This is a genomic window from Pseudofrankia inefficax, from assembly GCF_000166135.1.
GTDB classification, from domain to species: domain Bacteria; phylum Actinomycetota; class Actinomycetes; order Frankiales; family Frankiaceae; genus Pseudofrankia; species Pseudofrankia inefficax.
Genome location: NC_014666.1, coordinates 5,914,033 through 5,938,392, shown reverse-complemented (window position 1 = coordinate 5,938,392; position 24,360 = coordinate 5,914,033). Strand labels below are relative to the sequence as shown.

Annotated in this window: 18 protein-coding genes; 11 read left to right on the top strand and 7 right to left on the bottom strand. The window is 75.5% G+C overall.

What is annotated here, in order from left to right:
• Nucleotides 1–96: 96 nt before the first annotated feature.
• Complete coding sequence (locus tag FRAEUI1C_RS24010) at nt 97–1,023, top strand: cation diffusion facilitator family transporter (RefSeq protein WP_013425947.1); 927 nt, start codon at nt 97–99, stop codon at nt 1,021–1,023.
• Between the two features lie 37 nt (nt 1,024–1,060).
• Here the strand turns inward: FRAEUI1C_RS24010 and FRAEUI1C_RS24005 are convergent, their stop codons facing one another.
• Nucleotides 1,061–2,440, bottom strand: coding sequence for a hypothetical protein (locus FRAEUI1C_RS24005; protein ID WP_198318622.1), 1,380 nt, complete (start codon nt 2,438–2,440; stop codon nt 1,061–1,063).
• Nucleotides 2,441–2,828: 388 nt separating this feature from the next.
• On the opposite strand from FRAEUI1C_RS24005, the gene FRAEUI1C_RS24000 reads away from it, so the two are divergent.
• The 3 genes from FRAEUI1C_RS24000 (at nt 2,829) to FRAEUI1C_RS23990 (ending at nt 5,961) form a co-directional block, all read left to right on the top strand.
• Nucleotides 2,829–3,089, top strand: a complete 261-nt coding sequence (locus tag FRAEUI1C_RS24000) for a helix-turn-helix domain-containing protein (protein ID WP_013425945.1) — start codon at nt 2,829–2,831, stop codon at nt 3,087–3,089.
• Between the two features lie 2 nt (nt 3,090–3,091).
• Nucleotides 3,092–3,907 (top strand): enoyl-CoA hydratase/isomerase family protein, encoded by an 816-nt coding sequence (locus FRAEUI1C_RS23995; protein WP_013425944.1) that lies wholly within the window; start codon nt 3,092–3,094, stop codon nt 3,905–3,907.
• Between the two features lie 152 nt (nt 3,908–4,059).
• Nucleotides 4,060–5,961: an ABC transporter ATP-binding protein gene (locus tag FRAEUI1C_RS23990; protein WP_013425943.1), complete on the top strand. Its 1,902-nt coding sequence runs from the start codon at nt 4,060–4,062 to the stop codon at nt 5,959–5,961.
• Nucleotides 5,962–6,068: 107 nt separating this feature from the next.
• Here FRAEUI1C_RS23990 and FRAEUI1C_RS39760 read toward each other — a convergent pair whose 3' ends face one another.
• Nucleotides 6,069–6,221 (bottom strand): hypothetical protein, encoded by a 153-nt coding sequence (locus tag FRAEUI1C_RS39760; RefSeq protein ID WP_013425942.1) that lies wholly within the window; start codon nt 6,219–6,221, stop codon nt 6,069–6,071.
• Between the two features lie 353 nt (nt 6,222–6,574).
• Here FRAEUI1C_RS39760 and pyk point away from each other — a divergent pair, with 353 nt between their 5' ends.
• The 3 genes from pyk to FRAEUI1C_RS39100 all read left to right on the top strand — a co-directional run bounded on the left by pyk (nt 6,575) and on the right by FRAEUI1C_RS39100 (nt 11,986).
• Complete coding sequence (pyk, locus tag FRAEUI1C_RS23985; RefSeq protein ID WP_013425941.1) at nt 6,575–7,990, top strand: pyruvate kinase; 1,416 nt, start codon at nt 6,575–6,577, stop codon at nt 7,988–7,990.
• Between the two features lie 1,115 nt (nt 7,991–9,105).
• Nucleotides 9,106–10,920: a hypothetical protein gene (locus FRAEUI1C_RS36645; protein ID WP_013425940.1), complete on the top strand. Its 1,815-nt coding sequence runs from the start codon at nt 9,106–9,108 to the stop codon at nt 10,918–10,920.
• A gap of 136 nt (nt 10,921–11,056) precedes the next feature.
• Nucleotides 11,057–11,986 carry a hypothetical protein gene (locus tag FRAEUI1C_RS39100; RefSeq protein ID WP_013425939.1) on the top strand — a complete coding sequence of 310 codons (930 nt, stop codon included), beginning with the start codon at nt 11,057–11,059 and terminating at the stop codon, nt 11,984–11,986.
• A 318-nt stretch (nt 11,987–12,304) separates the two neighbouring features.
• Here FRAEUI1C_RS39100 and FRAEUI1C_RS23965 read toward each other — a convergent pair whose 3' ends face one another.
• From FRAEUI1C_RS23965 to FRAEUI1C_RS36635, 3 genes are all read right to left on the bottom strand, one after another.
• Nucleotides 12,305–12,937 carry a response regulator transcription factor gene (locus tag FRAEUI1C_RS23965; RefSeq protein WP_041261333.1) on the bottom strand — a complete coding sequence of 211 codons (633 nt, stop codon included), beginning with the start codon at nt 12,935–12,937 and terminating at the stop codon, nt 12,305–12,307.
• A 331-nt stretch (nt 12,938–13,268) separates the two neighbouring features.
• Nucleotides 13,269–14,600 (bottom strand): DUF5685 family protein, encoded by a 1,332-nt coding sequence (locus tag FRAEUI1C_RS23960; RefSeq protein WP_013425937.1) that lies wholly within the window; start codon nt 14,598–14,600, stop codon nt 13,269–13,271.
• A 97-nt stretch (nt 14,601–14,697) separates the two neighbouring features.
• On the bottom strand, nt 14,698–16,530 hold the full coding sequence (locus tag FRAEUI1C_RS36635; protein WP_083819627.1) for an Hsp70 family protein: 1,833 nt from the start codon (nt 16,528–16,530) through the stop codon (nt 14,698–14,700).
• 284 nt (nt 16,531–16,814) lie between these two features.
• Between FRAEUI1C_RS36635 and FRAEUI1C_RS23950 the strand changes: the two genes are divergently transcribed.
• The gene (locus tag FRAEUI1C_RS23950; RefSeq protein WP_049806984.1) at nt 16,815–17,567 is read left to right on the top strand and encodes an MBL fold metallo-hydrolase; all 753 of its coding nucleotides are present in this window, start codon (nt 16,815–16,817) and stop codon (nt 17,565–17,567) included.
• A 43-nt stretch (nt 17,568–17,610) separates the two neighbouring features.
• Here the strand turns inward: FRAEUI1C_RS23950 and FRAEUI1C_RS23945 are convergent, their stop codons facing one another.
• Nucleotides 17,611–19,239 (bottom strand): M28 family peptidase, encoded by a 1,629-nt coding sequence (locus FRAEUI1C_RS23945; protein WP_013425934.1) that lies wholly within the window; start codon nt 19,237–19,239, stop codon nt 17,611–17,613.
• A 324-nt stretch (nt 19,240–19,563) separates the two neighbouring features.
• Here FRAEUI1C_RS23945 and FRAEUI1C_RS23940 point away from each other — a divergent pair, with 324 nt between their 5' ends.
• Entirely contained in the window at nt 19,564–20,694 is a 1,131-nt protein-coding gene (locus tag FRAEUI1C_RS23940) for a hypothetical protein (protein WP_041259626.1), read from the top strand.
• A gap of 10 nt (nt 20,695–20,704) precedes the next feature.
• Here FRAEUI1C_RS23940 and FRAEUI1C_RS23935 read toward each other — a convergent pair whose 3' ends face one another.
• Nucleotides 20,705–22,054, bottom strand: coding sequence for an aminotransferase class V-fold PLP-dependent enzyme (locus FRAEUI1C_RS23935; RefSeq protein WP_013425932.1), 1,350 nt, complete (start codon nt 22,052–22,054; stop codon nt 20,705–20,707).
• Nucleotides 22,055–22,161: 107 nt separating this feature from the next.
• Between FRAEUI1C_RS23935 and FRAEUI1C_RS23930 the strand changes: the two genes are divergently transcribed.
• Both FRAEUI1C_RS23930 and FRAEUI1C_RS23925 read left to right on the top strand, forming a co-directional pair.
• Nucleotides 22,162–23,127: a quinone oxidoreductase family protein gene (locus FRAEUI1C_RS23930; RefSeq protein ID WP_013425931.1), complete on the top strand. Its 966-nt coding sequence runs from the start codon at nt 22,162–22,164 to the stop codon at nt 23,125–23,127.
• A 97-nt stretch (nt 23,128–23,224) separates the two neighbouring features.
• Complete coding sequence (locus FRAEUI1C_RS23925) at nt 23,225–24,334, top strand: 2-dehydropantoate 2-reductase (RefSeq protein WP_013425930.1); 1,110 nt, start codon at nt 23,225–23,227, stop codon at nt 24,332–24,334.
• The last annotated feature ends 26 nt before the right edge of the window (nt 24,335–24,360 follow it).

Below are 24,360 nucleotides of genomic sequence, written 5' to 3'. Positions count from 1 at the left end.
CACATCTACTTGCTTGTAGATGGACCCGCCGCTCGGCCCGTATTGCCCTGTTGGCAGACTCTGGGGCAGTCCGACGGCGAGGGGAGACGGTTCCGGGTGAGCACGGGTGGTGGGACCAAGGCGGTGCTGGCGGCGCTGGCGGCGAACCTCGGGATCGCGCTGGCGAAGTTCGTCGCGTTCCTGTTCACCCGTTCGTCGTCGATGCTCGCGGAGTCGATCCACTCCGTCGCCGACTCGGGCAACCAGGCGCTGCTGCTGCTCGGCCAGCGCCAGTCGGTCCGGCCGGCCGACGAGGACCACCCGTTCGGCTTCGGCCGGTCCAGGTACATCGCCGGCTTCCTCGTCGGCATCGTGCTGTTCACCGTCGGTGGGCTGTTCTCGGTGTACGAGGGCATCGAGAAGCTCCGCCACCCGCACCATCTCGAGTCGCCGCTGGTCGCGATCGTGATCCTGGTACTCGCGATCGGGCTGGAGGGGTTCTCGTTCCGGACCGCGATCACGGAGGCCCGCCACCACAAGGGCGGAGAGAGCTGGTGGCGGTTCATCCGGGACGCCCGGGCGCCCGAGCTTCCCGTGGTGCTGTTGGAGGACTTCGCGGCGCTCATCGGCCTCGTGTTCGCGCTCGTCGGCGTCGGGCTCACCTCGCTGCTCGACGAACCGCTCTGGGACGCGGGCGGGACGCTCGCCATCGGGGTCCTGCTGCTCGTCGTCGCCGTCGTCGTGGCGGTCGAGAGCTACGGCATGCTCGTCGGCGAGGCCGCGACGCCGGCCGTCGTCACCGCGATCCGGGCCGCGCTCACGGCCGCGCCGTCGGTCACCGCCGTGCTGGACATGCGCACCCTGCACCTCGGCCCGGACGAGCTGCTGGTCGCCGCGAAGATCGGCCTGGACCCCGGGCTGACCGTCGCCGAGGTCGCCGCCGCGATCGACGAGGCCGAACGCCTGCTGCGGGCGGCCGCTCCCACGACCTGTCGCGTCTACCTGGAGCCTGACATCCCGCGCACGCCCGTCTCCCGGGCCTGAGGCCACGGGGCCGGCCAGCGTCGTCCTGGGGCCGCGGTCAGGCCGTGAGCAGGGCGGCGAGGGCGACGGCCACCGCCGCTCCGGCGCCGACCAGGCCGTAGGGCACGGCGCCGGCGCTGCTGGTGTCGCCGGGCAGGGCCGGCCGCGGCCGGGGCGCCAGCGCGGCGACCAGCAGCCAGGGGAACAGCGGCAGCCAGCTCGTCACCACGCCGCCGCTCGCCAGCCCGTCCAGCAGCGCGAACAGCGCCGACGCCACCGCGCCGACCAGGAACGGCCAGCCGGGTGTCATCGCGATCCGTCGCGCGGCCCGGACCAGCACCGGGCCGCAGCACAGCAGCACCGCCAGCAGGTCGGGCACCAGCCAGGTCAGGGCCGTGTGGTCGAACAGGCCGGTACCGGCCCGGGCCAGCCCATCCGGCCAGGAGTAGCCCGCCAGCCGCAGCACGAATAACGGCAGCAGCGCGCCCACCCCGGTGATCACGTTCAGGAGCGGACGACGGCGCACGAAGTACGCGGCGGCCACGGCGACCCCGAGCCACATCGCGGGGAAGCTGAACAGGCCGGCCACGCCCAGCAAAAGGCCCGCGCCCAGGGCCCACCACGCCCGGCGGCCCCGTTCGCACCCGACCACGCCGACGGCGAGCGCGGCGGCGGCGACCGCCGCCGTCACCGCGTCCCGGCTGGCCACGGCGAACGGCGCCCACGGCGCGAACACCAGCACCGGCAGCAGTCGCCGGGCCGCCGGCTCGTGACACAGCGATCGCACCGCCAGCGCGACAAGCGGCACGACCGACGCGCCGAGGGCCGTGAAGGCCAGCCCGACGGCCAGCCCGCCATGCAGCCCGGCCCGCGCCAGCACCCAGGTCAGCAGCTCCGGCCCCGGAGGCTGGCCGCCCGTCGTGCGCAGCAGATCCGAGGGGGCGCGATCCCCGGCCGCCAGCAGCGCCGCGGACACCCGCTCGCCGGGCCGCGACGCCGCGCCCAGCGCCAGCCACCACGCGACCGTCACGAGGTACGACAGGCCCAGCGACACCCCGAACGCCGGCGCCGGCCGGTCGCCGGGCCGGCGGGCCAGCAGCGCGGCCGCCAGCAGCACGCCCACGGCCAGCGCGGGGGCCAGCGCGGTGCGGGGGGTCAACCGCGGCGGCCAGCTCAGCGGCAGAGTCCCCGCGGCCAGGCCGCCGCGCCCCCCGTGGCCGGCCGGGGCGAAATGCACCCCGGTGGCCACCAGCAGCGCCGTCGCGCCGGCCAGCGCGGCCGCGAGCACCATCCAGAGCGCCAGCTCGCGGAGCTGGTCGCGCCCGGCCCGGACCGGCCGGGCCGGCGACGACCCGTCCGGTGGCGGCGCCCGCCACCACGACCGGCCCCCGGCCGTCGTCGGTGTCGCGGCCGGTGACGCCGTGTCAGCGGCGCTCATCCGGCGAACGCCCGTGCCGCGATCACAACAGCACGGTAACGACTGGTGGGCTGGTCCGCCCGGCCGGCACCGGCGAAGCGACCGCGGAGTGGCCCGCGTCTCGCCGGGCGGACCCGCCGGTTCGGGCGGCCGGCACCGCCCGTCGGCCCGATGTGGTCCGTGCGACCTGAGGCGGACACGCCGGGTTGCGTCCCGCCTGGCTCGCGACGCGCCGGGTCCCTTGTTAGGAACCACCCCGGTGATTGGGGAGACTGACGTTGTGACGTTGATCCAGACCGCCTGGAACGACGGCGGACTGGGAGAACGTCGGGCTCACGGGCACGCCGGGGGCCACTGATCGCGTGTGATGGATCACATGTGCTTCGAGTGGCGCGTTTCCCGAAGCTGAGTGAAGATCGGTTCGCAGATCATCGACACGGAGGGGGCCACGTTGGCCGAGCTTAGGAAAGGAACCCGGATCACCGGCGCCGAGCGTGACAAGCTGGCCGCCGAGCTTCGCAAGAAGTACGAGTCCGGGCAGAGCATCCGACTCCTGGCCGAGTCGTCGGGCCGGTCGTACGGCTTCGTGCACCGGATCCTGTCCGAGTCCGGAACGACCCTGCGGGGCCGTGGCGGGGCGACCCGGGGCAGCAAGAAGAAGAGCGCCTGATCGTGCCTGCACCGGCCGCCGCCTGGATGGCGGCGGCCGGTCTTGGACTCACCGTCACCGGCGCTCGCGCGACGGTGACCCTCAGGAACAGCAGTCGCACCACCGAACACGCCGGCGGCCGGCGGGGCGGTCACCTGGAGACAGGGGCCGGGCTGACCGTCGTGTCCGAGGCACTCACGGCCATCGCGCGATCCCTGACCGGCGAGGTCAGGGTGATCGTCCTGCGGGGTGAGGCGTGGTCGTTACCGACCGAGACCGCCCCCGAGGAGACGGCCCGGCCCGAGCGCCACGCGCCGGACGGGCCACCCGATGAGGCCGTCGCACTCGAACCTCTGGTAGCCCGGTGGCAGGCCGCGTTCGGCTGGCTGTCCGACCGGGCCGACCTCATCAGCGTCGCCGCCGTCGCCGGCCCGGCCAGCGGCGCCGGCCTGCAGCTCGCGCTGTCCTGCGACCTGCGCGTCCTGGCCGAGGACGCCACCCTCGCCCTCCCGGAGGCCGCCCACGGCCTGGTGCCGGGGCTGGGCGTCACCGGAACCCTCGTAGACCTTCTCGGCTACCCGACCGCGCTCGACCTGTGCCTGACCGGCCGCCGGCTCACCGCGGCCGAGGCGCTCACCGCGGGCATCGCTCAGCGGGTCGTGCCGGCCGCGGACCTCGACCGGGCCGTGGACGACCTGGTCGCCGCCGTCCTGGCCACCCCGCGCGCCGCGGCCGTCGAGACGAAGGCCCTGCTGAACGGGGCCCGGCGGCACGGTGACCGGCGCGCCGCCGAGCGCGCCGCGCTGGCCCGCTGCCTCGCCGACCGTTCCACCGGCTGACCCCCCGGCCCTGTGCCGGCACCGCGCCGGGCTGGCGCGGACCGAAGCCGGGGAATGCCGAACTCGGGGAATGCCGAAGTCGGGGAATGCTGTGCGTCGTCCCAGTCCTTACAGTCCGGGTACGGCAACCAGCGAGAGGACACGTGCGGCGGATGTCACCCCCGGCAGGTCGGAACGCCTGGACGACGATGAGCAGCTTCCAACGTGACCGGTCGGTCACGCGGCAGAAGCTGCGCCCCGGGACGATCCGGCGGATCGCCGGCTTCGCTCGGCCCTACCGGCGGCTGCTGCTCGCGTTCCTGCTGGTCGTGGTGCTCGACGCCGCGCTCGGCACCACGCTGCCGCTGATCTACAAGGCGATCATCGACGACGGGATCACCCGTGGCCGGGTCGGTGTCGTCGAGGTGCTCGCCGGGGTCCTCGCGGTGCTCGCCCTGGTCGACGCCGGCCTGTCGCTGCTGTCGCGCTGGCTGTCGGTGCGGATCGGCGAGGGCCTGATCTTCGACATGCGCTCCCGGGTGTTCGACCACGTGCAGCGCCAGCCGCTGGCCTTCTTCAGCCGGACCCAGACCGGAGCGCTGATCACCCGGCTGAACAACGACGTGCTCGGCGCGCAGTCGGCGTTCACCAACACGCTGTCGGCCGTGCTCTCGAACATCCTCACGGTCGGGTTCGTGCTGGCCGCCATGTTCACGCTGTCCTGGCAGGTGACGCTGATCGCGCTGATCCTGGTGCCGGTGTTCGTCGTCCCGGCCAAGAAGCTGGCGCCGCGGCTCGCGTCGCTGACCCGGGAGAGCTACGGGCTCAACGCCGAGATGAACACCACGATGACCGAGCGGTTCAACGTCGCCGGCGCGCAGCTGGCCAAGCTCTACGGCGACCCCGCCCGCGAGGCCACCGCCTTCCGCCGGCAGGCGGGCCGGGTCCGCGACATCGGCGTCACCCAGGCCATGTACGGGCGGGTGTTCTTCGCGTCGATGACGCTGGTCGCGGCGCTGGCGACCGCGGTCGTCTACGGCCTGGGCGGCCGGTACGCCGCCGAGGGCCACATCGCGGTCGGCACGATCGTGGCGCTGACCGCGTACCTCACCCGGCTCTACGGGCCGCTCACCCAGCTGTCCAACGTCCACGTCGACGTGATGACGGCACTGGTCTCGTTCGAGCGGGTCTTCGAGGTGCTCGACCTGGAGCCGGCGATCGCCGACCGGCCCGGCGCCGTGGCGCTCGCGCCGCCCGCCGGTGGCGCGAGCATCGAGTTCGACCATGTCGGGTTCCGCTACCCCGCGGCCAGCGAGGTGTCACTGGCGTCGCTGGAGTCGGTCGCCGTCCTCGACCCGCGTGTCCCGGCGCCGGTGCTGCACGACGTGACGTTCCGGGTGGAGCCCGGCGAGCTGGTCGCGCTGGTCGGCCCCTCGGGCGCCGGCAAGACGACGATCAGCCAGCTGGTGCCGCGGATCTACGACGCGGTCGACGGCACGGTCCGGGTCGGCGGCCAGGATGTGCGCGACGTCACGATCGCCTCGCTGCGCGCGACCGTCGGCGTCGTCACGCAGGACGCGCACATGTTCCACGACACGATCAGGGCGAACCTCGGCTACGCCCGCGCCGACGCCACCGACGAGCTGATGTGGGCCGCGCTCGACGCCGCCCAGATCGGGGCGCTGGTGCGCTCGCTGCCCGACGGCCTGGACACGGTCGTGGGTGAGCGCGGCTACCGCCTCTCCGGCGGCGAGAAGCAGCGGCTGGCGATCGCCCGGCTGCTGGTGAAGGAGCCGAGCGTCGTCGTGCTCGACGAGGCGACCGCCCACCTGGACAGCGAGTCGGAGGCGGCCGTGCAGCGCGCGCTCGCCGCCGCGTTGACCGGGCGGACCGCGCTCGTCATCGCCCACCGGCTCTCCACGATCCGGGACGCCGACCGCATCCTCGTCATCGAGGACGGCCGGGTCGTCGAGGAGGGCCGGCACGCCGCCCTGCTCGACCGGGGCGGCCTCTACGCCGAGCTCTACCGGACCCAGTTCGCCGCCGAGTCCCCGGCCGGCGTCGCGGCGGCCTAGCCGCTTCCGGTGGATCGTCGGCCAAGATCCACCGGGAGCGGCCTAAGCTCCGCCTGTGTCGCCGAGCCCCGGCGTTGTCGCCGCGATATATGGACGGTCGCGTCTCGTTATTCCGCTGTGGTCGGAGGGCCGGAAATATCGCCGGCACCGTTCTTCGAACCCGTCGCGGCCGCGTCCCGCGACTGCTCGGGTTCGTCCTGCGGAACGGCAATGTCGACGTCACCCGAGGGCCGGCGGTGAATCGCCGGATTGTTGGTCATACCGCGCTCCGGGAGACCCTGTGTCGCTGCGTCATCCCTACCTCCGCACGTCGTCGAGCGCAGGGACCGCCGGGCGCCGTTGCTCGGATTCCCTTGCTGTGCTGGGACTTTGGGTTCCCTGGTGGGCTGCCGGCCCCCGAGTCGCCGCGCGGGGCTGTCGCCAATCTGACAGGGAACTGCCGGCGGATGCCGGTCGCTCGACCGTACGCCGTCACGCGCTGGGGCGCACTGGGTTACGGCATGTCCGTAACGCGCGCAGTGTCCACCGAAGGTGGCGGTCGAAGTGCGACGCGCCGACACTTCGGGATGGCCCGCCGTCCAAACCCGGACGATCATTTCCTAGGCTTTGACTCGTGCCACGAAGAGCCAAGATTGTCTGTACGTTGGGTCCGGCTACCAACTCCCCCGAGCGCGTGCGTGCCCTTGTCGATGCCGGAATGGACATCGCACGCCTCAACTTCTCCCATGGAACGCATGAGCAACACGCGACGGTGTACCGGAAGGTCCGCGACGCCAGCGCGGAGTCCGGCCGCGCGGTCGGCATCCTCGCCGACCTGCAGGGGCCGAAGATCCGGCTGGGGACCTTCGCCTCAGGTGGGGTGACCCTCGTCCCCGGTGAGCAGTTCACGATCACCGTGCGCGACGTCGCGGGCGACCAGCACCAGGTCGGTACCACCTACCCGGGCCTGCCCGGCGACGTGAAGACCGGCGACCGGATCCTGGTCGACGACGGCCGGCTGGTGCTGACGATCGACGGGGTCACCGACACCGACGTCCACACCACCGTCGTCATCGGCGGCCCGGTCAGCAACAACAAGGGCATGAACATCCCCAGCGCCGCCCTGACCGTCCCGGCCCTCACGGACAAGGACGAGGAGGACCTGCGCTACGCCCTGGAACTGGGCGTCGACATGGTCGCCCTGTCGTTCGTCCGCTCGGCCGCCGACGCGGAGAAGGTCCGCAAGATCATGGACGAGGCCGGGATCCGTGTCCCGGTCATCGCCAAGATCGAGAAGCCGCAGGCGGTCGCCGAGCTGGACGGCATCGTCGAGGCGTTCGACGGGCTCATGGTGGCCCGCGGCGACCTGGGCGTCGAGCTCCCGCTCGAGGACGTGCCGCTGGTCCAGAAGCGGGTGGTCAGCGCCGCCCGGGAGCGGGCCAAGCCGGTCATCGTCGCGACCCAGGTGCTCGAGTCGATGATCAGCGCCCCCCGGCCGACCAGGGCCGAGGCCAGCGACTGCGCCAACGCCGTCCTGGACGGCGCCGACGCGATCATGCTGTCGGCGGAGACCAGCGTCGGCGAGTACCCGATCGAGTCCGTCTCCACGATGGCCCGGATCATCGAGACCGCCGAGCACGACCTGTCCCGGGTGCACCCGCTGCGGACCGCTCCGCGCACGCTCGGCGGCGCGATCGCCCAGGCCGCGGTCGAGGTCGGCGCCGCGGTCGGCGCCCGCTACCTGGTCGCGCACACGCTGTCGGGAGACACCGCCCGCCGGCTGGCCCGCTACCGGTCGTACGTGCCGATCCTCGGGTTCACCCCGATCCCGGACATGCGCAACCAGATGGCGCTGTTCTGGGGGGTCGAGACGTTCGTCGTCCCGTTCGCGAACAGCACTGACGAGATGGTCCGCCAGGTCGACGAGGCGCTGCTCCAGATCGGCCGGTGCAGCCCGGGCGAGCTCGTGGTCGTCGTCGCCGGCACGCCGCCGGGCGTCGCCGGCATGACCAACACCATGCGGGTGCACCGGATCGGCGAGGCCGTCTGACGCTGACCGTCCGGCCAGCCTCAGGGTCCTGAGCCGCTGGTCGGGCCACCCTTCCCGAGACCGTGCCGCCCCGAGCTGGGGTCCGCCGTGCCCAGGCACGGCGGCCCCAGCTCTCCGCGTCTCCGGGGCAGGCGGCGACGCCGCTCGTAGCCGCCCGTGCGCGCTCTCGGTAGGGTCCGGGCCAGTCGGTGTTTCCCACGCCGTGCCGGACCTCCCCCGACGCGCGGACGACCGCGCGCGTGCCCGGCCCGGTTCGGGGCTCGCCGGCTCTCGGTCTCAGACGTCGGGAGCGGTGGATGGTCGAACAGCGCAAACCGGCGACGGGCCCGGACGACGCCGAGCCATCCGGGACCGACGGCGGCTCGCCGCGTCCTGGCGCGTCCGGAACCGCCCGCCCCGCCGGGAGCGGGCCGCCGGCACCGGCCGCCGGCCCTGGACAGGCCCGTCCGGCCAGTGCGCCCGTGCCACCGCCGGGAGCGGGCGGTCCCGCGCCGGGCGCTGGCGGGCCGGCCACGGCGCGTCCCGGCGCGTCTCGTCCCGCCAACGCCGGGCCGGCGCCGGTCAGGCACCCGGGCGGTGCGCCGGGATCGCCGCCGGCCGGCCCGCCGCCGGCCGGGTCGTCCGGGGGCTCCGGCGGCGCCACGCGCCTGCCACCCGCCTCGTCCGGCTCTCCGGCGGCGCCCGGGGGCTTGTCGGCGCCGCGTCCGGCCGCGGGTGGGCCTGCCGGCCAACGGGGGCCGACCGCGTTCTCCTCCGCCCGCCCGCCGGCCCCTGGGGGTACGTCGCCCGCCAGGCCGTCGGGATCGTCGGGCCCGTCCGGGTCTTCGGGCCCGGCCAGGCCGTCGGGATCGTCAGGGTCGGCCGGCTCCTCGGCGTCGTCTCCGTCTTCGGGATCGCCCGGGTCGGCCGCGCAGGCGGGGCCGTCCGCGCGGCCGCCCGGTTCGGGCTCAGGTTCGGGCGCCCCGGCGCGCGGCCAGAGCGTGTTCGCCGGCGGCAGCAAGCAGGTCTCCCCGCCAGGCGGCAGCGCGCCGGCATCCGGCGGGCGCCCAGCGGCTGGCCCAGGCGGGCCGACCGCGCGCCCGGGCCAGCCCGCCTCGACGGTGGGCGGAGCGGGCATGTCGGCGACCGGGCGTCCAGCGGCGGCCCGGCCGGGCCAGCCGACCGGAACCGCGGGCGCACCGGCGGCGGGGCGCCCGGCGCCGGCCGCGACCCCGGCACGCACCGGAACCGCGCCGGCCAGTAGTGCGTCGGCGGCCTCGCCGAGCTCGGGCGGCGGCTCGGCCGCTGGCGCGGCGCCCGTCGCGCGGCCGGGGACGGCGAGCGGCCCGGAAGCGCCGGGTAGGCGCCCCGGCGGCGGACCGGAGGCCGAACCGGCGGGCGGCTGGTTCGCCCGCTCCGGTCAGCCTGACGCCGATCCCGCGCCCGCGGCTGGCCAGGCCAAGCCCACCAAGGCCGGCGCGGCGCCGGCCCGGCCGGCGGCGCGTGCCGGCGGCGAGACGGACGCGGACGGCGGCACCGACCCCGGCCGCACTCGGTCTGGCGCCCGGGCCAACCCCGCGGGCGAGGCCCGCGCCGCGGCCCCCGGAGACGGCTCGGGCCTCGCGGCCTCACCGCTCGAGGCCGCCTCCCCGGATGTGGCGCCCCGCCCGGGGACGCCGGCCGCGCCCGCGCCGTCGAAACCGGCCTCGCCCCAGTCCGGGCTGCCGGGGGGCGAGCCGCCGACGCTGTGGGTCTCGCTGCGACGTGCCTCGCCCCGGCCTCCCAGCCAGTCCCGCCGGGATCCGGCCACCTCGGCCACCCACTCCGAGCCGGCCCGCGCGCCGGACGAGGCCCGCCGGCCGGCGGCCTACTCGGCCGAGCCGGCCGGCCAGGAGGGGGAGAACACCGCGGCGCTGCACCTCCACAGCGCCCGGCCGGGGCCCAGGCCGGGCGGTGACCGGGCGGGCGAGAGCGGCCCGGCCGCCGGCCGACGGTCCGCCGGTCGAACCGGTCACGAGTCGTCGGACCGCCACGACGAGGCCCCGGACGGCGTCGACGACGCGGACCGGGCCGACGACCGCGACGACGCCGACCACCGTCACCCCGACAGTCGTCACCCCGACAGTCGTCACCCCGACCGCCGTGGCGCCGACCGCCGTGCCGCCGACGAACGTGACGCCGGTGGCCGTGATCTCAGCCGCCGCGACTCGGCTGGCCGTGACGCCGGCGGCCGTGGTCGCTACGGCCGCGACGAGGACGAACAGGACGACCTCGACCAGGACGAGGACGACCGTGGCGGGGAGGACGGCGACGGTGACGGCCGGTGGCCGTCGGCCGTCGAGCCCCGGCACGGGTCGGCTGCCCCGGCCGAGGCGTCGTGGCCCGTGGCCGCGCGGGAGCCGTTCCACGAGGTCCCGGCCCGGCCGAGCGGACGGCCGGAGCGCCGGCCGCTGTCGGCCCTCCTGCTGATCGCCTCTGGCCTGGTGGTCGCGGTCGCGGCGACGATGCGCTGGAGCACGCTGGCCACCAGCGACGAGCGGCGCACGTTCACCGGACTGACCGTCGGCGACGGACGGCTCACCCTGGTCCTCGGGCTCGCGCTAGCGGTGCTGGGCCTGGCCCGGCTGGCGCGGCGGCGCCTCGCGCCGGGCGACGCCCTGCTTGGCCCGCTTCTGGCCGGGCTCGTCGTCATCCTCGCCGCCGCGGACCTGCTGGTCGGCCCGCCGACGCTCGCGACCTTCCAGGGGATCTCGGCCGACAAGATCGTTGTACGGCCGGAGTCCGGGCTGTACCTCTCGCTCGCGGCCGGGGCGCTCGCCCTGCTCGCCGCCCTCGCGCTGGCGCGGGGCGGGGCGGCCCAGGCCACGAGCACGTCGCCACGGCGCCCGGAGAGTGCCGCCACGGCCGACCCGGTCCGGGGCGGCGGGCACCGGGCCGGCCAGAGCCGCTAACCGCGGCCGGCCCGGTCCGGCCGGGTCCGGCAGCCGTCGCCGCGGCCGGACCCGGCGGAGACCCGGCCCCTGGAGGCTACGGGGAGTCGCGGTGGTCGACGGGCGTTCGCTCGGTCGCGCGTGGTAACAACGGCCAGTGGTCGAGCATCCGGACGAGCCGTACCCCGCCGGTACCGGCGGGGGGCCGGTCGCGCCCACGCGTCCCGGTCCGGCACCCGCCCGCCCGATCTGGGAGACGGACCGGCGGGTCGCGGCGGCCAGGGCCGCCTGGCGGGCGGCCTCGGCCGCCACCGCCGATCCGCGGTGGGCCCGGCCCGGCTCGGCGGCCGCCGAGGGGGCCGAGCAGGGCTTCGCCTACTGGCCGGACGGCTGGCCGCCCGACGCCGTCGCTCTGGAGGCGCCGGCTGTCGACGGCTGGGCGCCGGAGCCGCGCCGCCGGGCCCGCGGGGCGCTGCCGGCCGTGCTCGCCGCGGCCGGGGCCGTGCTGACCATGATCGCGTCGATGCTGGCCTGGGCGACCGTGCGCGCGTTCGGGATGGTCGAGTTCTCCGTGTCCGGGATGGACCCCACGCAGCACGGACGGCTGACGTTCGGGCTGGGGATCGTCGTCGGCATCGCCGCCCTGGGCCTGGCGGCGCGGCCGCACGGTCATCCCGCCCGGCTGCTCGCCGGGGTGACCGGGGTCGCCGGGTTCGCGATCGCGCTGGTCGCGCTGGTCGACATCGGCTACCTGCGGGGCGGCGGCCTGTTCGCGGGGTCGGGCATCGAGGCCACGACGACGATCGCTCCCGGTCTGTGGCTGGTCCTGGGCGGCGGCCTGCTGGCCCTCGCCGCGGCACTGTTCGCCCGGCCGGGTAGCCAGCCGGTAGGCCAGGCGGGGCAGTTCGTCGGCCCGGCGGGAGGCCAGCCGTGGCCGGCCGTCGCGCCCGACGGGTGGGCCGCGCCCGGGATGGCGGCCGTCGCCGACGGGCCGCCGGACGGCCCGACCCGGCAGACCGGCCACGCGGGCACCGGGACGGCTGACCCCCGCCCGGGGGACGCGGACGCAGGACTTATGGGGTCGTGACCGAACTGTCGGCTTCCGGCAGAATCAGTGACGCCAGCCGGGTTCTGGGGAGATCGGGACCATCCTTGGGGGAGGACGTCCGGGTCGCCGGCTGGTAGGCGTCGGGGTACGCGGGGTACTCCTGGCGCCAATCTGGCGGATGCCGGCAGCCCGCGAGCCTGCCGGCATCCGCCCCAGCACCTCCCCGCGCCCGCGGCCCGACGGCTTGGCCGGCCGGATTGGCGTCGTGGCGCGGCAGTGCGCGTTGTGCCTCAGTGGCGCGAGCGTTGACCCTTTGTCAGCGCCTTTGCCCACGGGTTGGCGCTGCCGGACGCCGAGCTAGGCCGGTGGGTCGGCGCCCGACGGATCGATCAGACCGTCCTCCATGGCCCGGCGCAGCAGGTCGATCTTGCTGGCGGCCACCCGGCCCGCGTCGCGGTACTTCTTTCGGACGCGGTCGATGTACTGCTTCGCGGTCTCCGTGGCGATGCCCATCCGGCTGGCGACGGCCTTCATCGACAACCCGGCGGCGTAGAGCTGGAGCGCCTGCGTCTCCTGCGGCGACAGCGCCGGCCGGTCCGGGGCGTCGTCGGTCAGCAGCAGGAAGGCCAGCGGCGGTGAGATCCAGCCGCTTCCGTCGGCGGTTCTGCGGACCGCCTCGGCGACGTCCGCCAGCTGGTCGGTCTTCGCCACGAACGCCGCCGCTCCGGCCCTGATCGCCGCACGGACCGTCGCCGGGTCAGCGGTGGCGCTGTAGACGGCCACAGCCAGGCCCAGGTCGATGAGCTGGCGGATCGTGTCGGGCGGGCTGCTGCCGTCGCCCAGGCCGAGGTCCAGGAGCACGACGTCCGCGCCCCGGCCCGGCCCGGCCAGCAGCTCCTTGACCGACGAGGCCGTCGCGATCACGTCGATACCGGGCAGTTGGCGCAGCGCGGTCGCCAGGCCCTCCAGGACGATCGGGTGGTCGTCCACCGCCGCGACGGTGACGGAGGCGGGTCTTCCGTCGTCGGGCTCGGGGCCTTCGGGCGTCGGGTCTTCGGTCTCCGGCGATCCGGGCGTCACCGCGGCGGCACTGGGGGAGGTGTCGGGCTCGGGGCCGTCATCCGGGACAAGCGGAGGGTCAGGGGGAGGCACCGCACCATTTCAGCAGACCCGACCCTGGCTCACGCCGGACAACCCATCGGCGCCCGCGGCTGTAGCCCGCGAGTTGTGCGAGCAACGAACGCTGTCGGCGATGGCCCGGCCCGTCTGGAATTCCCGGCCGTAGGACAGTCCGGCTTCAGCGCTGGGCCGCATCGGGCGGTCAGCAGTTGCAGTCGCAGTCCCCGCAGTCGCCGCAGCACTCACAACAGTCGCAGCAGTCTCCGCAGTCGCAGTCGCCGCAGTTCGAGCAGATGCCCTGCCTGCGCTGGCCCGAGTAGGGCGACGTGTGCTCGCGGCACGCCTGGCAGGTGCAGCACATCGCGGTCGCGGCGAGGCAGGTCCCGAAGGTGACGCCCGGTCCCGGCCGGCCGGGATCCGGACCGTCGGGGCCCTCCGGCGCGGGGTAGGTCGGCTGGCCCGGGCCCGGGCCCGGCTGGCCTGAGCCGCTCGTCCGCGCCGGTTTCGAGACCCGGGATTCGGCGGCCCGGAAGGTCGTGTCGACGGCTCGTTCCAGCTCGTGGACCAGGAGCAGATGCGCGAGCCGGGCATGCGGGTTGCGGCTCGCCACGCCGTGAGCCCGCGCGTGGGGGGACTCCGCCGGCTCGGCCGGGTCATGCCGCACGGTGCACGAATGGCCGTTCCCGGCCCGCGCCTTCTTCCGGCCCGACCGCCGGGATCGGCGCGGCTCTGGCGCGGCGGCGTCGGCTGCCGCGAAGGTGACGTCGCGCAGCGCGAGCCGGATACCGAGCAGCGCGTCGTCACAAAGCGCCCGTGCGTCGGCGCGGGTCGCGCCGGTCGCCGTCAGCGGATTCCAGGCGCCGCGCGCCGCGTCCTCGCGCTGGTCGGCCACCGCGTCGAGCAGGTGGGCGAGCCGACCGAAGTAGCGGCCGATCTCGGTGAGCGGCGCGACGTTGCCGGGCTGGCCGGCGACCAGCGCGGTGTGCGCGAACGCCGCCGCGGTGGCCTCCTCGGCCGGCGCGGTCACCGCGGTCAGCGCCGTGCCCGGGCCGGCCGCGGTCTCCGCGGCCTTCTGCCGGCCGGCGGCGCGTTCGAGCACGCCGACGTCGAAGCCCAGTTCGGCGCCGCTGGCACCGCTGCCGCGGGCCGCCGCGCCCGCGAACCGGGCCGCGACCGCCGCGACCGGCCGGCGGGCGAAGGCGCCGTCGCCGTCCGCCACGTGGTCCTCGACGTTCGTGGCCGCGGCCGCCAACGAGACCACCGCCGCCAGCCGGGTGCCGGGGTCGTCCGCCGACGCGACCCGAGCCGTCCGCAGGCCGCGCAGCGCGCACGGACCGGCCTTGCGGGTCGCGGCCTCGCCCGTCTGGGCCGCGACCAGCACGGACAGCAGGAGCCCGTCGACGTTCGTCGCCACCCGGGCCCAGTGCCCATGGCGGTCGCGCAACGTCAGGCACATCCCGCACAGGTGCGACATCCACGTCGCCGTCAGCTCGTCGCCCAGCCGGTGGCGGCAGGGCCGAAGAATCCCGAACACGGCAGCACTCTCGCAGGTCAGCGGGCACCTGCCACCGATGTGTCTTTTTCCCGCTATCCGGCGGTCTGGCCGGAGTGGCCCGGAGGGGTGCCGAGGGTCAGCCGGAGGACGGTTCGCCGTTGTCTCTCGTGATGCGGACCAGGTACTTCGCCAGTCTCGTCACGCCGGTGACCACCCAGGAGAGAACGAGGACTATCGCCGGGATCCTGGCCAGGTTCTCGGGGAACTCGATCTCGCCGAGTAGCCAGCCCGCCACCGCGGCGATCGTCAGAGCCGGCGACCGCCACCCCCGGGACGGCAGTTCGAGCAGCCACAGCGCGACACAGCCGAGGATCGCGGCGGTCAGCAGGACGAAGCCGCTGCCGTAGTGGAGGGCATGCGTGTGGTCGTCATGCCGGATCGTCGTGCCCGTGGTCGACAGGGTCATCAGCAGCGCGGCCAGCCGCGCCGCGCGGCCCCGCCAGCTCGCCGGATCCGGCACGGCCGCGAGGAGAAGCAGCAGGCCGGCCAGCAGGACCTCGACGCAGGCGACCACGTTGTACGACCGGACCGCGCCGTTCGTCGACCCCAGCAGGAACGCGGCGATCACCAGGGCCAGGCCGCACGGCACCAGCAGCCGGCGCAGCATCGTACGCGCGGCGACCAGCGACGACAGCAGGGACGAGGCCCGCGTGAGGCCCGGGCGCAGCGGTGTCGTGGATCGCCGCAGCGAGGCGCGCGCGTCCCGCAGCACGGTGTTCGAGGCGTTCCGGACCGTCTGGCGCGCGTTGGCTGTGGCCCGGTCGCCGTCGGTGGCGGATCCGGTACGCGCCTGCGGTCCGTCCGCGGGGAGCCTGGGCGCGGGAGGGGCGGTGGCGACCGGAGAATCGACCGCGTAGAGGGCGCCGAGGACGGTGCTGGCCTTCGGGTCGCCGGTGACCCGGGGGAGCAGCCCGGTGCGCTCGGTGAGGATCTCGCTGACCCGGGGCATCCGGGTCGCGCCGCCGGTCAGGAACAGCGCGGCGAGATCCTTGGGCTCGACCCGGGCGCTGGCCAGCGTCGTCAGCAGCGCGTCGACGGCGCCCGACAGCTGGGGCTCGACGGCCGCCTCCAGCTCGCGCCGGGTCACCCGCAGGCCGTCGTCGAAGCCGGGCGGATAGAGATGGTGGGTCGGGCTCGCCGAGAGTGACTCCTTGGCGACGACGAGGTCGCGCCTGACCAACGCCTGGTTGCGTCGGCCCGCGCGGCCGGGATCGGTCCAGATCCGGTCCCAGGCGGCCTCGTCCTGTTCGCGAGCGTGCGCGCCCGCCAGCTCCAGAAGGTGTTCGTCGACGTCCTCGCCGCCGAAGTGCGCGTCGCCACCGGGCATGCCGGCGACGAGGAAGCCCCCGGCGGCGCGCCGTAGCACGGCCGTGTCGAGTGTGCCGCCACCCAGGTCGAACACGGCGACGGTGCCGCCCACCGGGATGTCCGCCTGGTGGGCGTACCAGGTCGCGGCGGCGACGGGTTCCGCGAGCAGCAGCGGCCCGCTCAGGCCCGCCTTCTCCGCCGCCGCGATCAGCCGGTCCCGCTCGGGCTGGCCCCAGCGGGCGGGATGCGTGAGGACGACCGTCGACGGGCTTCCGAGCCCCACCCGCCGGGTGGCCTCCTGCGCGACCCGCTCCAGCAGCGTGGCGACGAGGTCGACGGTCGGCACCGCCGTGCCCGCCAGCAGCACCTGATCGGAGCTGACCAGGGCGCGTTTCGGCAGCCGCTCCAGCCGCTCCGGGAACGCCTCGCCCTGGCTGGCCGCCGCCCGGCCGGTCACCAGGTTCCCGTCCTGGTCGAGCAGGACGGCCGACGGCAGGTAGCGGGTGTTCTCGATCTCCAGGATCTCGACCTTGCCGCCTACCGAGGTCGCGGCGCACACGAAGCTCGTGCCCAGATCAATAGCTAGCGTCCAGCCGGTCATGCCCCCACAGACTTTCCGGACTGGGCCGCCGTTCCCCCACGGCACGGCTGGACCAGCTCCCCCGTGATCGCGATGTTAGTCGGTGACGGCCGAAATGTCGTTCCCGTGTAGAAGATCGCCCGACCCTCGGGGCGACTCCCAGGCAGGCCGGTGCGGACCGTCGGGCCACCCGCGCGGGGCGGCCGGGCCGCGGTGTGGCGGGCCGCCGCGCGGCCGGGGGTGATCTCGCCCGTCGGCCGGCGGGCGACGCGCCACCGCCGGCCGGATTGGCCTAGCCTGGCGGTATGGCCGACCGTCCAGGGACCCCGTCCGACCGGCGAAGCCGATCGGACCGGTTGTACTTCCGCCAGCTGTTGTCGGGCCGGGACTTCGCCGTCGGCGACCCGATCGCGGCGCAGATGGTCAACTTCTGCTACCTGATCGGCGACCGGGAGACCGGCGAGGCCGTCATCGTCGATCCGGCCTACGCCGCCGACGAGCTGCTCGGAATCCTCGGCGCCGACGGGATGCGCCTGGTCGGCATGCTGGCCACCCACCATCACCCCGACCACGTCGGCGGGACCATGATGGGCTTCTCGCTGGCCGGGATCCGGGACGTGCTCACCAGGGTGCAGGCGCCGGTGCACGTCAACAAGAACGAGGCCGAGTTCGTCCGCCGGGTCACCGAGGTGTCCGCCTCCGACCTCGTCGAGCACGACCACGACGACACCGTCGACGTCGGCGCCATCCCGATCCGGCTGCTGCACACTCCTGGCCACACCCCGGGCAGCCAGTGCTTCCTGGTCGACAACCGGCTCGTCGCCGGTGACACGCTCTTCCTCGACGGCTGCGGCCGGACCGACTTCCCCGGCGGCAGCCCGGCCCAGATGTACGACAGCCTGCAGCGGCTGGCCGCGCTCCCCGACGACCCGGTCGTCTACCCCGGCCACTTCTACTCGCCGCCACGGGACAGCGCCGCCATGTCCGACGTGACCGAGACGAACATGGTCTACCGCCCGCGCACCCGCGAGCAGTGGCTGCTGTACTTCGGCGGCTGACCGCTCGTCAGCGCCGGGCCCCGATTCCGGTGGTGGGGCGGGGTCAGGACGGGGAACCGCTCGGAGGGGGCCCGGCGACGCGCGCCGCCCGTAGGCCCGCGGCCGTCATGGTCCGGGTCGCGCCCAGGATCCGGATGACGGCACGGGTGATCGGCAGCAGGCTGTCCTGGTCGACCTTGTCGACGGTGTCCGCCTCGTCGAACAGGTACCAGGGCGCCGAGAGGAACTGGACGATGGGCACGCCGGCCGGGTAGTAGAGCGCCCCGTCGGACAGCGGCATCGGGCCGAAGGCATCGGGGGCGAGCAGCATCGAGCGTCCCAGCCGCTCGGCGACCAGGGCGTCGTAGACCGTGCTCTCCAGTTCCGGGATCCTGCTGGTGAAGAACCAGCGCGGCACGCAGCGGCCGGTGGCGGTGAGGCGCCCGCCGCTGGCGGCGATGTCACGGGCGGCGTGCTCCAGGTGCACCTCCACGACGACCTTCGCGAGCTCGGCGCTGTGCTTCGCCACGTAGTCGACCAGCCCGGCCCCGCCGAAGAAGTGCCCGCCCTGCAGGATGAAGCGCATCCGGTGCGGCCGGTCGGCCGCCGGGACCCGTGACCAGTACCTGGCCTGGGCCAGGACCATCGCGATCCCGCTGCCGTCCTCGACCGCGGAGGCCCACGGCCCGTCGTGGTGGGAGCCGACCAGCACCAGCTCGTCGTCGCCGGGCGGCCCGGGAAGGTCGCCGACCACGTTGTCGCTGCGCGCCGGCGCGGTGGCCGTCGCGACGTCGAGCCGGATCCGGACCGGGCCGCGGGCGAGCTGGTCGCGCAGCCAGCGCCCGTCGTCCTCGCCGATCCAGACCCCAGGCAGCGCCGTCGACCGGCCGCTGTACGGGAAGTAGTAGCGGTGGCCGCCGCCCGGGTAGCCGACCAGGCAGCCGATGAACGCGACGGCGCCGGCCTGGGCGGCCGGGTCGGTCACGGCGTCGGAGGTGCCGGCCAGCGGGAGCACCTGGGTCTCGCCGGCGAAGGTGCCGTCCGGGTCGTACACCCGGCGGGAGAGGTCCTTGGGCGCGCTCCCGAGCCCGGCCGGCACCGCCGGCGGGAGCGCGAGCGGCCGGGCGTCGACCAGCGCCGCCCGGCCGGCGACCCCGCCGGGCCTGGCCGCGTCGAAGCTGGCGAGCTGCGCCTCCAGCCCGGTCGCGGGCGCGGCGTGGGGCAGCGGGAAGCACTCCAACGCACGGGCCGGCGCGCCGGCCGGCGTCGCGGTGAGCGCATACCGCGACGGCTCCCAGCGGGTCACCGCCACCGGCTCGGTGTGCACGTCGACCAGCCCGAAGTCGCGGAACTTCTGGGCGACGAAACCTTCGGTCCAGGCGTCCGCGGCGTAGCCGGGCCGGCGTACGCCGCGCGCGACGACCTGCTCGATCCAGGACATCATCTCCTCGACCGGCGGCGGCGTGGCGCGCGCCGACGCCGTGGTGGCCGGCACCGACCCGCGACCGGCCGGCCCGCAGCCGGCCGCCGCGCCCGCGGTGACGACCGCCGCCCCGAGCGCGGTCCCGAGGAACTCCCGCCGGTCCGGAGCCGGCCGGGAGAGCCGTCGCCCGCCGCCGCGCGGTCCTGAACCGCCCGCGGCGGCCGGCCGGCCCGCGGCGGTGTCGTCGGAGCCCTCTCGCGGCCCGGTCATGGCGCGCCTCCCCTTCGAGACCGCGCGGCCGGATGCCCGTCCGCGTCGCGATCCGGACAATGCCACACCGAGGGCCCAGACCCACGTGGCCGCAGGTCCTTTCGCGCGTCGCGGCGATCAGGGTGGCGTTCCGCGGCGGCAGGCGCGCGCGGTCGAGGACGGCCCCGGCGCCGACAGCCGGGCGAAAGGTCCCGAATGGCCAGAAGGCGGCCGGTCCACCTCAGCCAAGGTGATTGGCTTTGAGCTGTGATGGCGCGATTACGCGATCCGTGGCGGCCGGACGTGCGCTACCGCCGCCCGAGCCCATGGCGCGCGTTGGTTCTCATGCCGGTTCGACTGATCGGCAGTGTCGTATCCCTGCGCTCGTGGGTCCTGCCGGTCGGCGCGTCAGCACTGCTTGTGATGCTGCTTTACTGCCAGTTCTACCGGCACACTCCGCCGTGGCTCGGGCCGGCGATCGGGGGCGCCCTGGCGGTGAGTTTCCTGTGGCCCGGGACCGTGCGGCGGTGGCGCTGGCAGCGCGCCGAGCCCGCCCGGCGCGAGCGGGTGAGCCGGGCGGTCCAGGTCGTCGCGTTCGATGCCGCGCGGCTGTTCCTCTGCGCCGCGATCGCCTTCTACACCCTGGTCAGGCCGGACGAGTTTCGCCTCGACCTGGTGCTGGCCGGCGCGGCCGTGGCCGTGTTGTGCGCTCGGCTGCTGGGCTGGGCCGGTCTGCGGTTCGGGAACGACGCGCGCCCGGTTCCCCGTGGCCAGGCACTTGCTCGGTTGGTGCGCCGGGCCGCCGTGTTCGTCGCCGCGGCCGTGTGCGCGAGGTTCCTCGTCTACGGGGTGGCGGTCGGTGCCTTCTGGGTTCCGGTGCGGGCCCTGCACGCGGCACGCGCCTGGAACATCGTGGTGCTGGTGATCGCGATGGCGGTGTGCTGGTCGCTGTGGGCGGTCATCTTCGGTGTCGGCAGCGGAATCCTCCAGATTCACGAGCACAGGTGGTCCCGCCGCACCCAGGGCTGGGGCGACGGGAGCTACTGGCACGAGGACAGCTGGACCGAGGACCATTCCCCCGAGCATCTGCGATCCGGGTTGGGCAGCCTTCTTCGATTTCACTACCGGACGAGCTACAGCCAGACCTCCTCCAGCGGCGGCGGCAGCTTTTCGTACTCGACCTCAAGTTCCATCACCACGGGCACCACGACGGAATACCTCGCCGTTTTCCCACCGGAATTCGCGCCGTTCTGGCTTGATCTGCCGAACCGCGGGCTCAAGGCACTTGTGGCCCGCCGTGCCACCCGAGTGGCGGCGCGGACAAGGGCCGCCGATCCCGCGCCCGCCCCGGCGATCACCGCCCCGACAGAGGCCGTGTCGACGGGCGCGGTGCCGATCGAAGCAGTGGCAATCGAGGCAGCGTCGACGGAGGCTGCCGCCGAGGAGCCAGGGCCGGTGGACGAGGCCGAGGCGTAGCCGCTGGGCGCTAGTGGCTGAGCCGCTCCACGGCCTCGGCCAGGCGGTCGAGGTCGGCCAGGGTGGCGTGGACGGGCGGGCTGACCCTCAGGACGGGGACGGCGTCGCGGGCCCGGGCCGGTCCGATGGCGGTGGTCAGGATGCGTTCCTCCCGGGCCAGCCGGTCCTTGACCGTCGCCGGGTCCACGCCGGCCGGCGGCAGCAGGGCGACGATGCCGCAGGGGGAGCCGACGTCCTCGCCGAGCCGCCAGCCGGCCAGCCCGTCGAGGCGGCGACGCGCGGCGCCGGCCAGCGCGTGGATCCGGGCCCGGACCGCGCCGGGACCGGCGTCCGCGTGCTCGGCCAGCGCGGCGGCGAAGCCCAGCCAGCCGGCGACCGGGGCCTCGCCCACGTCGAATCGACCCATGCCGGGGGCGGGCACGAGCCGGCTGCCCCCGGGCGCGGCCGGAGCGGGCTCCCAGCCCGCCGCGTAGCCGGAGGCGGCCGCGACGCCGAGGCGTTCGGCGAAATCCGGCCGTACGGCGACGAAGCCGACGCCGCGCGGCCCGCACAGCCACTTGCGGGAGGTGCCGGCGTAGGCGGTGACCCCGCCGGTCGCCCCGGCGGCGGTCACGTCCACCTGGCCGAGCGACTGGGCGACGTCGAGCAGCAGCGGCACCCCGGCGGCCCGGCACAGGGCCGCCACCGCCGCCGTCGGCTGGACGATTCCCCGCTGGCTGGGCACCTCGGGGAACATCACCAGGTCGAGGCCGTCCAGCGCGGCCGGGCCGTCGCCGCGGGCGAGCCGGTCGACGTCGAGGCGGCCGTCGGGCTGGGTCGGCAGGTCGACCAGCTCCAGCCCGTCGCGGGCGGCCCGGTCCAGTAGGGCGAGCCAGTTCGAGCGGAAGTCGCTGGGCACGATCCCGACCCGCCCGCCAGGCGGCAGCGGCCAGGCGGCCAGCAGCGCGGCGAGCCCCGACGTCGCGTTGTGGTGGAAGGCGACGTCGGCCGCCCGCAGCGCCGGGTCGAGCAGCCCGGCGAGCGTCTCGCGGGCGGCGGTCAGCGGGCCGGCGGCGACCTCATACTGCGCCACGTAGGAGCCGACCGACGCCTCGGTGGCCAGGTACGCCGCCTGGGCCGCGCGGACGGCGCCGCTCGGCACGCCCGCCGCGGCCGTGTCCAGATGGGTGACGGTGAGGCCCGCGCGCGCGGCCAGCCACGCCTGGCCCAGCTCGTCGCCCGGCAGCGCCGGCTCGGCCGCCGCCGTGGGGCGCCGCTGGCCGGGCGCCGCCGGCCCTTCCCCGGCGGGCCCCTCCCCGGCAGGGTCGACGGGGCTCTCGGCGCGGCCAGCGGTCGGCTGTCGGTTCCCTGTGTCGGCCATGCCGCCAGCGTGCCTCACCGACGCCGCCGAGGGGAATGGGATCATGCCGGCGCGCGGTTCTCCGGCGGCAGGCGCCGGGTGGCATGGAGCGGAAGGCGAGCCCGAGGATGAGCGACGCAGCGGTGACCAGGGCGGTGCGGCTGGCGGTGGCCGGGGAGCCGCCGCGGCTGGTGGAGAAGGTCGAGCTGCCAGCCCCGGGCGACGGCGAGCTGCTCGTCGACCTCGACTACGCGGGCGTCAACCCGATCGACACCTACGCGGCCACCGGGATGGTCGGCGACCTGGCCCGGCTGCCGCGCACGCTCGGCGTCGAGGGGACGGGCGTGCTCGCCGGCACGGACACCCGGGTGGTCGTCACCGGCGCCGGTACCGGGCTCGTCCGGGACGGCACCTGGGCCGGCGCGGTCGTCGCCCCGCGCGGGGCCGTCGTCGAGCTGCCCGCCGGGGTCGACCCGGCTGAGGCGGGCGCGATCGGGGTCGCCGCCGTCACCGCGTACGACGCGCTGCACGTGCTCGGCGGGCTGCGGACCGGTGACCAGGTGCTGGTGCTCGGCGCTGGCGGCGGTGTCGGGGTCCTCGCGGTGCAGCTCGCGAAGCTCGCGGGGGCCTCCGTCGTCGGCCAGGTCGGCTCGCCGGCCAAGGCGGACGCGGTCGCCGCGCTCGGCGCCGACCGGGTCGTCGTCGCGGACGCGGCGCGGCTGGTCGCCGAGCTGGACGAGTTCCAGCCGACGCTGGTCATCGACCCGCTGGGCGGCGCGTTCACCCCGGCGGCCGTCGAACTCGCCGCCGTCTCCGGGCGGATCGTCATCCTCGGCGTGTCCGCCGGCGAGAACGTCCCGCTGCCGGGCCGGACGTTCTACCGCAAGGGCCTGAGCCTGCTGGGCTACGCCGGCCTGGTCGTCACGCGGGAGCGGCGCGCGACGGCGATCCAGGCGGTCGCCGCCGGACTGGCCGCCGGGACGCTGCGGATCCCGGTCGACGAGGTCGTCCCGCTGGGCCGCTTCGAGGACGCCATCCGGCGGCTGCGCGACCGTTCGGTCTTCGGCAAGGTCGTGCTGGCCACCCAGGAGTAGCCGATCGGGACGTGCCAGGGCGCAGTGGGCCAGAACACCGCTGGCCGGCCGCCGTCCCGGTGGCCCGAGCGGGGCCGGTTCGGGCACTCTCGTGGGCATGGCCGAATCCGCCCTGGCCGCCGGGACGTCCGGCTCGGTGTCGCCGGCCCGTCCGGAGCCGTTCCCGTTGGGGCCGGAGCCCGGGCCTGCCGGCCGGCCGGCACTGCCCAGGTCGGCGACGGCCGCCCCGCCGGGCCCGGAGATGGACTTCGTGACCGGGCGCCTGGTGCGTCCCGACCGGCCTCGCGCCGGCTCCCCGCCGGCCAGGGTCGCCGTGATCGGCGTCGGCGCCGTCGGCGGCTACTTCGCGGCCAGGGCGGCGGCCGCGGGTGCCGAGGTGTGGCTGTGCGCCCGGCGGCCGTTCGACCGGCTGCGGATCGTCTCGACCGGCCCGGACGGCGGGGACGTCGAGACCGAGGTGCCGGCCGAGGTGGTCATCGACCCGGCCCGGCTGCCCGGCTACGGCTTCGACTGGGTGCTGCTGGCGACCAAGGCCCACCAGGTCCCGCTGGTCGCGCCGTGGCTGACCGCCGCGGTCGGGCCCGGCACGGCCGTCGTCGTGCTGCAGAACGGGGTCCGGCACGCGGAGCGGGTCGCGGCGTTCGCGCCCGCCGAGCAGGTGCTGCCGGCCGTCGTCTACATCAACGCGGAGGCCGAGGGGCCGGGCCTGATCCGGCACCGGGCCGGCGGGGTCCTGCAGGTCCCCGACGTGCTGCTGGCGCAGCGGCTGGCCGAGCGGGTGCTCACCGCGGGGGAGGTCCGGCTGACCGAGGACTTCGCCACCGCCGCCTGGACGAAGCTGTGCGTCAACAGCGCCGCGAACACCCTGACCGCGCTGACCGGCCGCCGCCTGGAGGTGCTGCGCCGCGACGACATCGCCCAGCTCGCCCTCGCGATCATGGCGGAGGTCGTCGCGGTCGCCCGGGCCGACGGGGCCGAGGTGCCGGACGGGCTGCCGGAGTTCACGGTGCGCCGGCTGCGCGGCCAGCCGCCCGGCGCCGGCACGTCGATGCTCTACGACCGGCTGGCCGGCCGTCGCCTGGAGCACGACGCGCTGCTCGGCGCCGTCGTCCGCATCGGCGCCGAGCGCGGCGTCCCGACCCCGACCTGCGCGGCCGTGCTGCCGCTTCTCGCCGCGATCAGCGACGCGGTCGACGCGCCGCGCTAGCGGCCGTTTCAGGCGGCCGGAAGGCC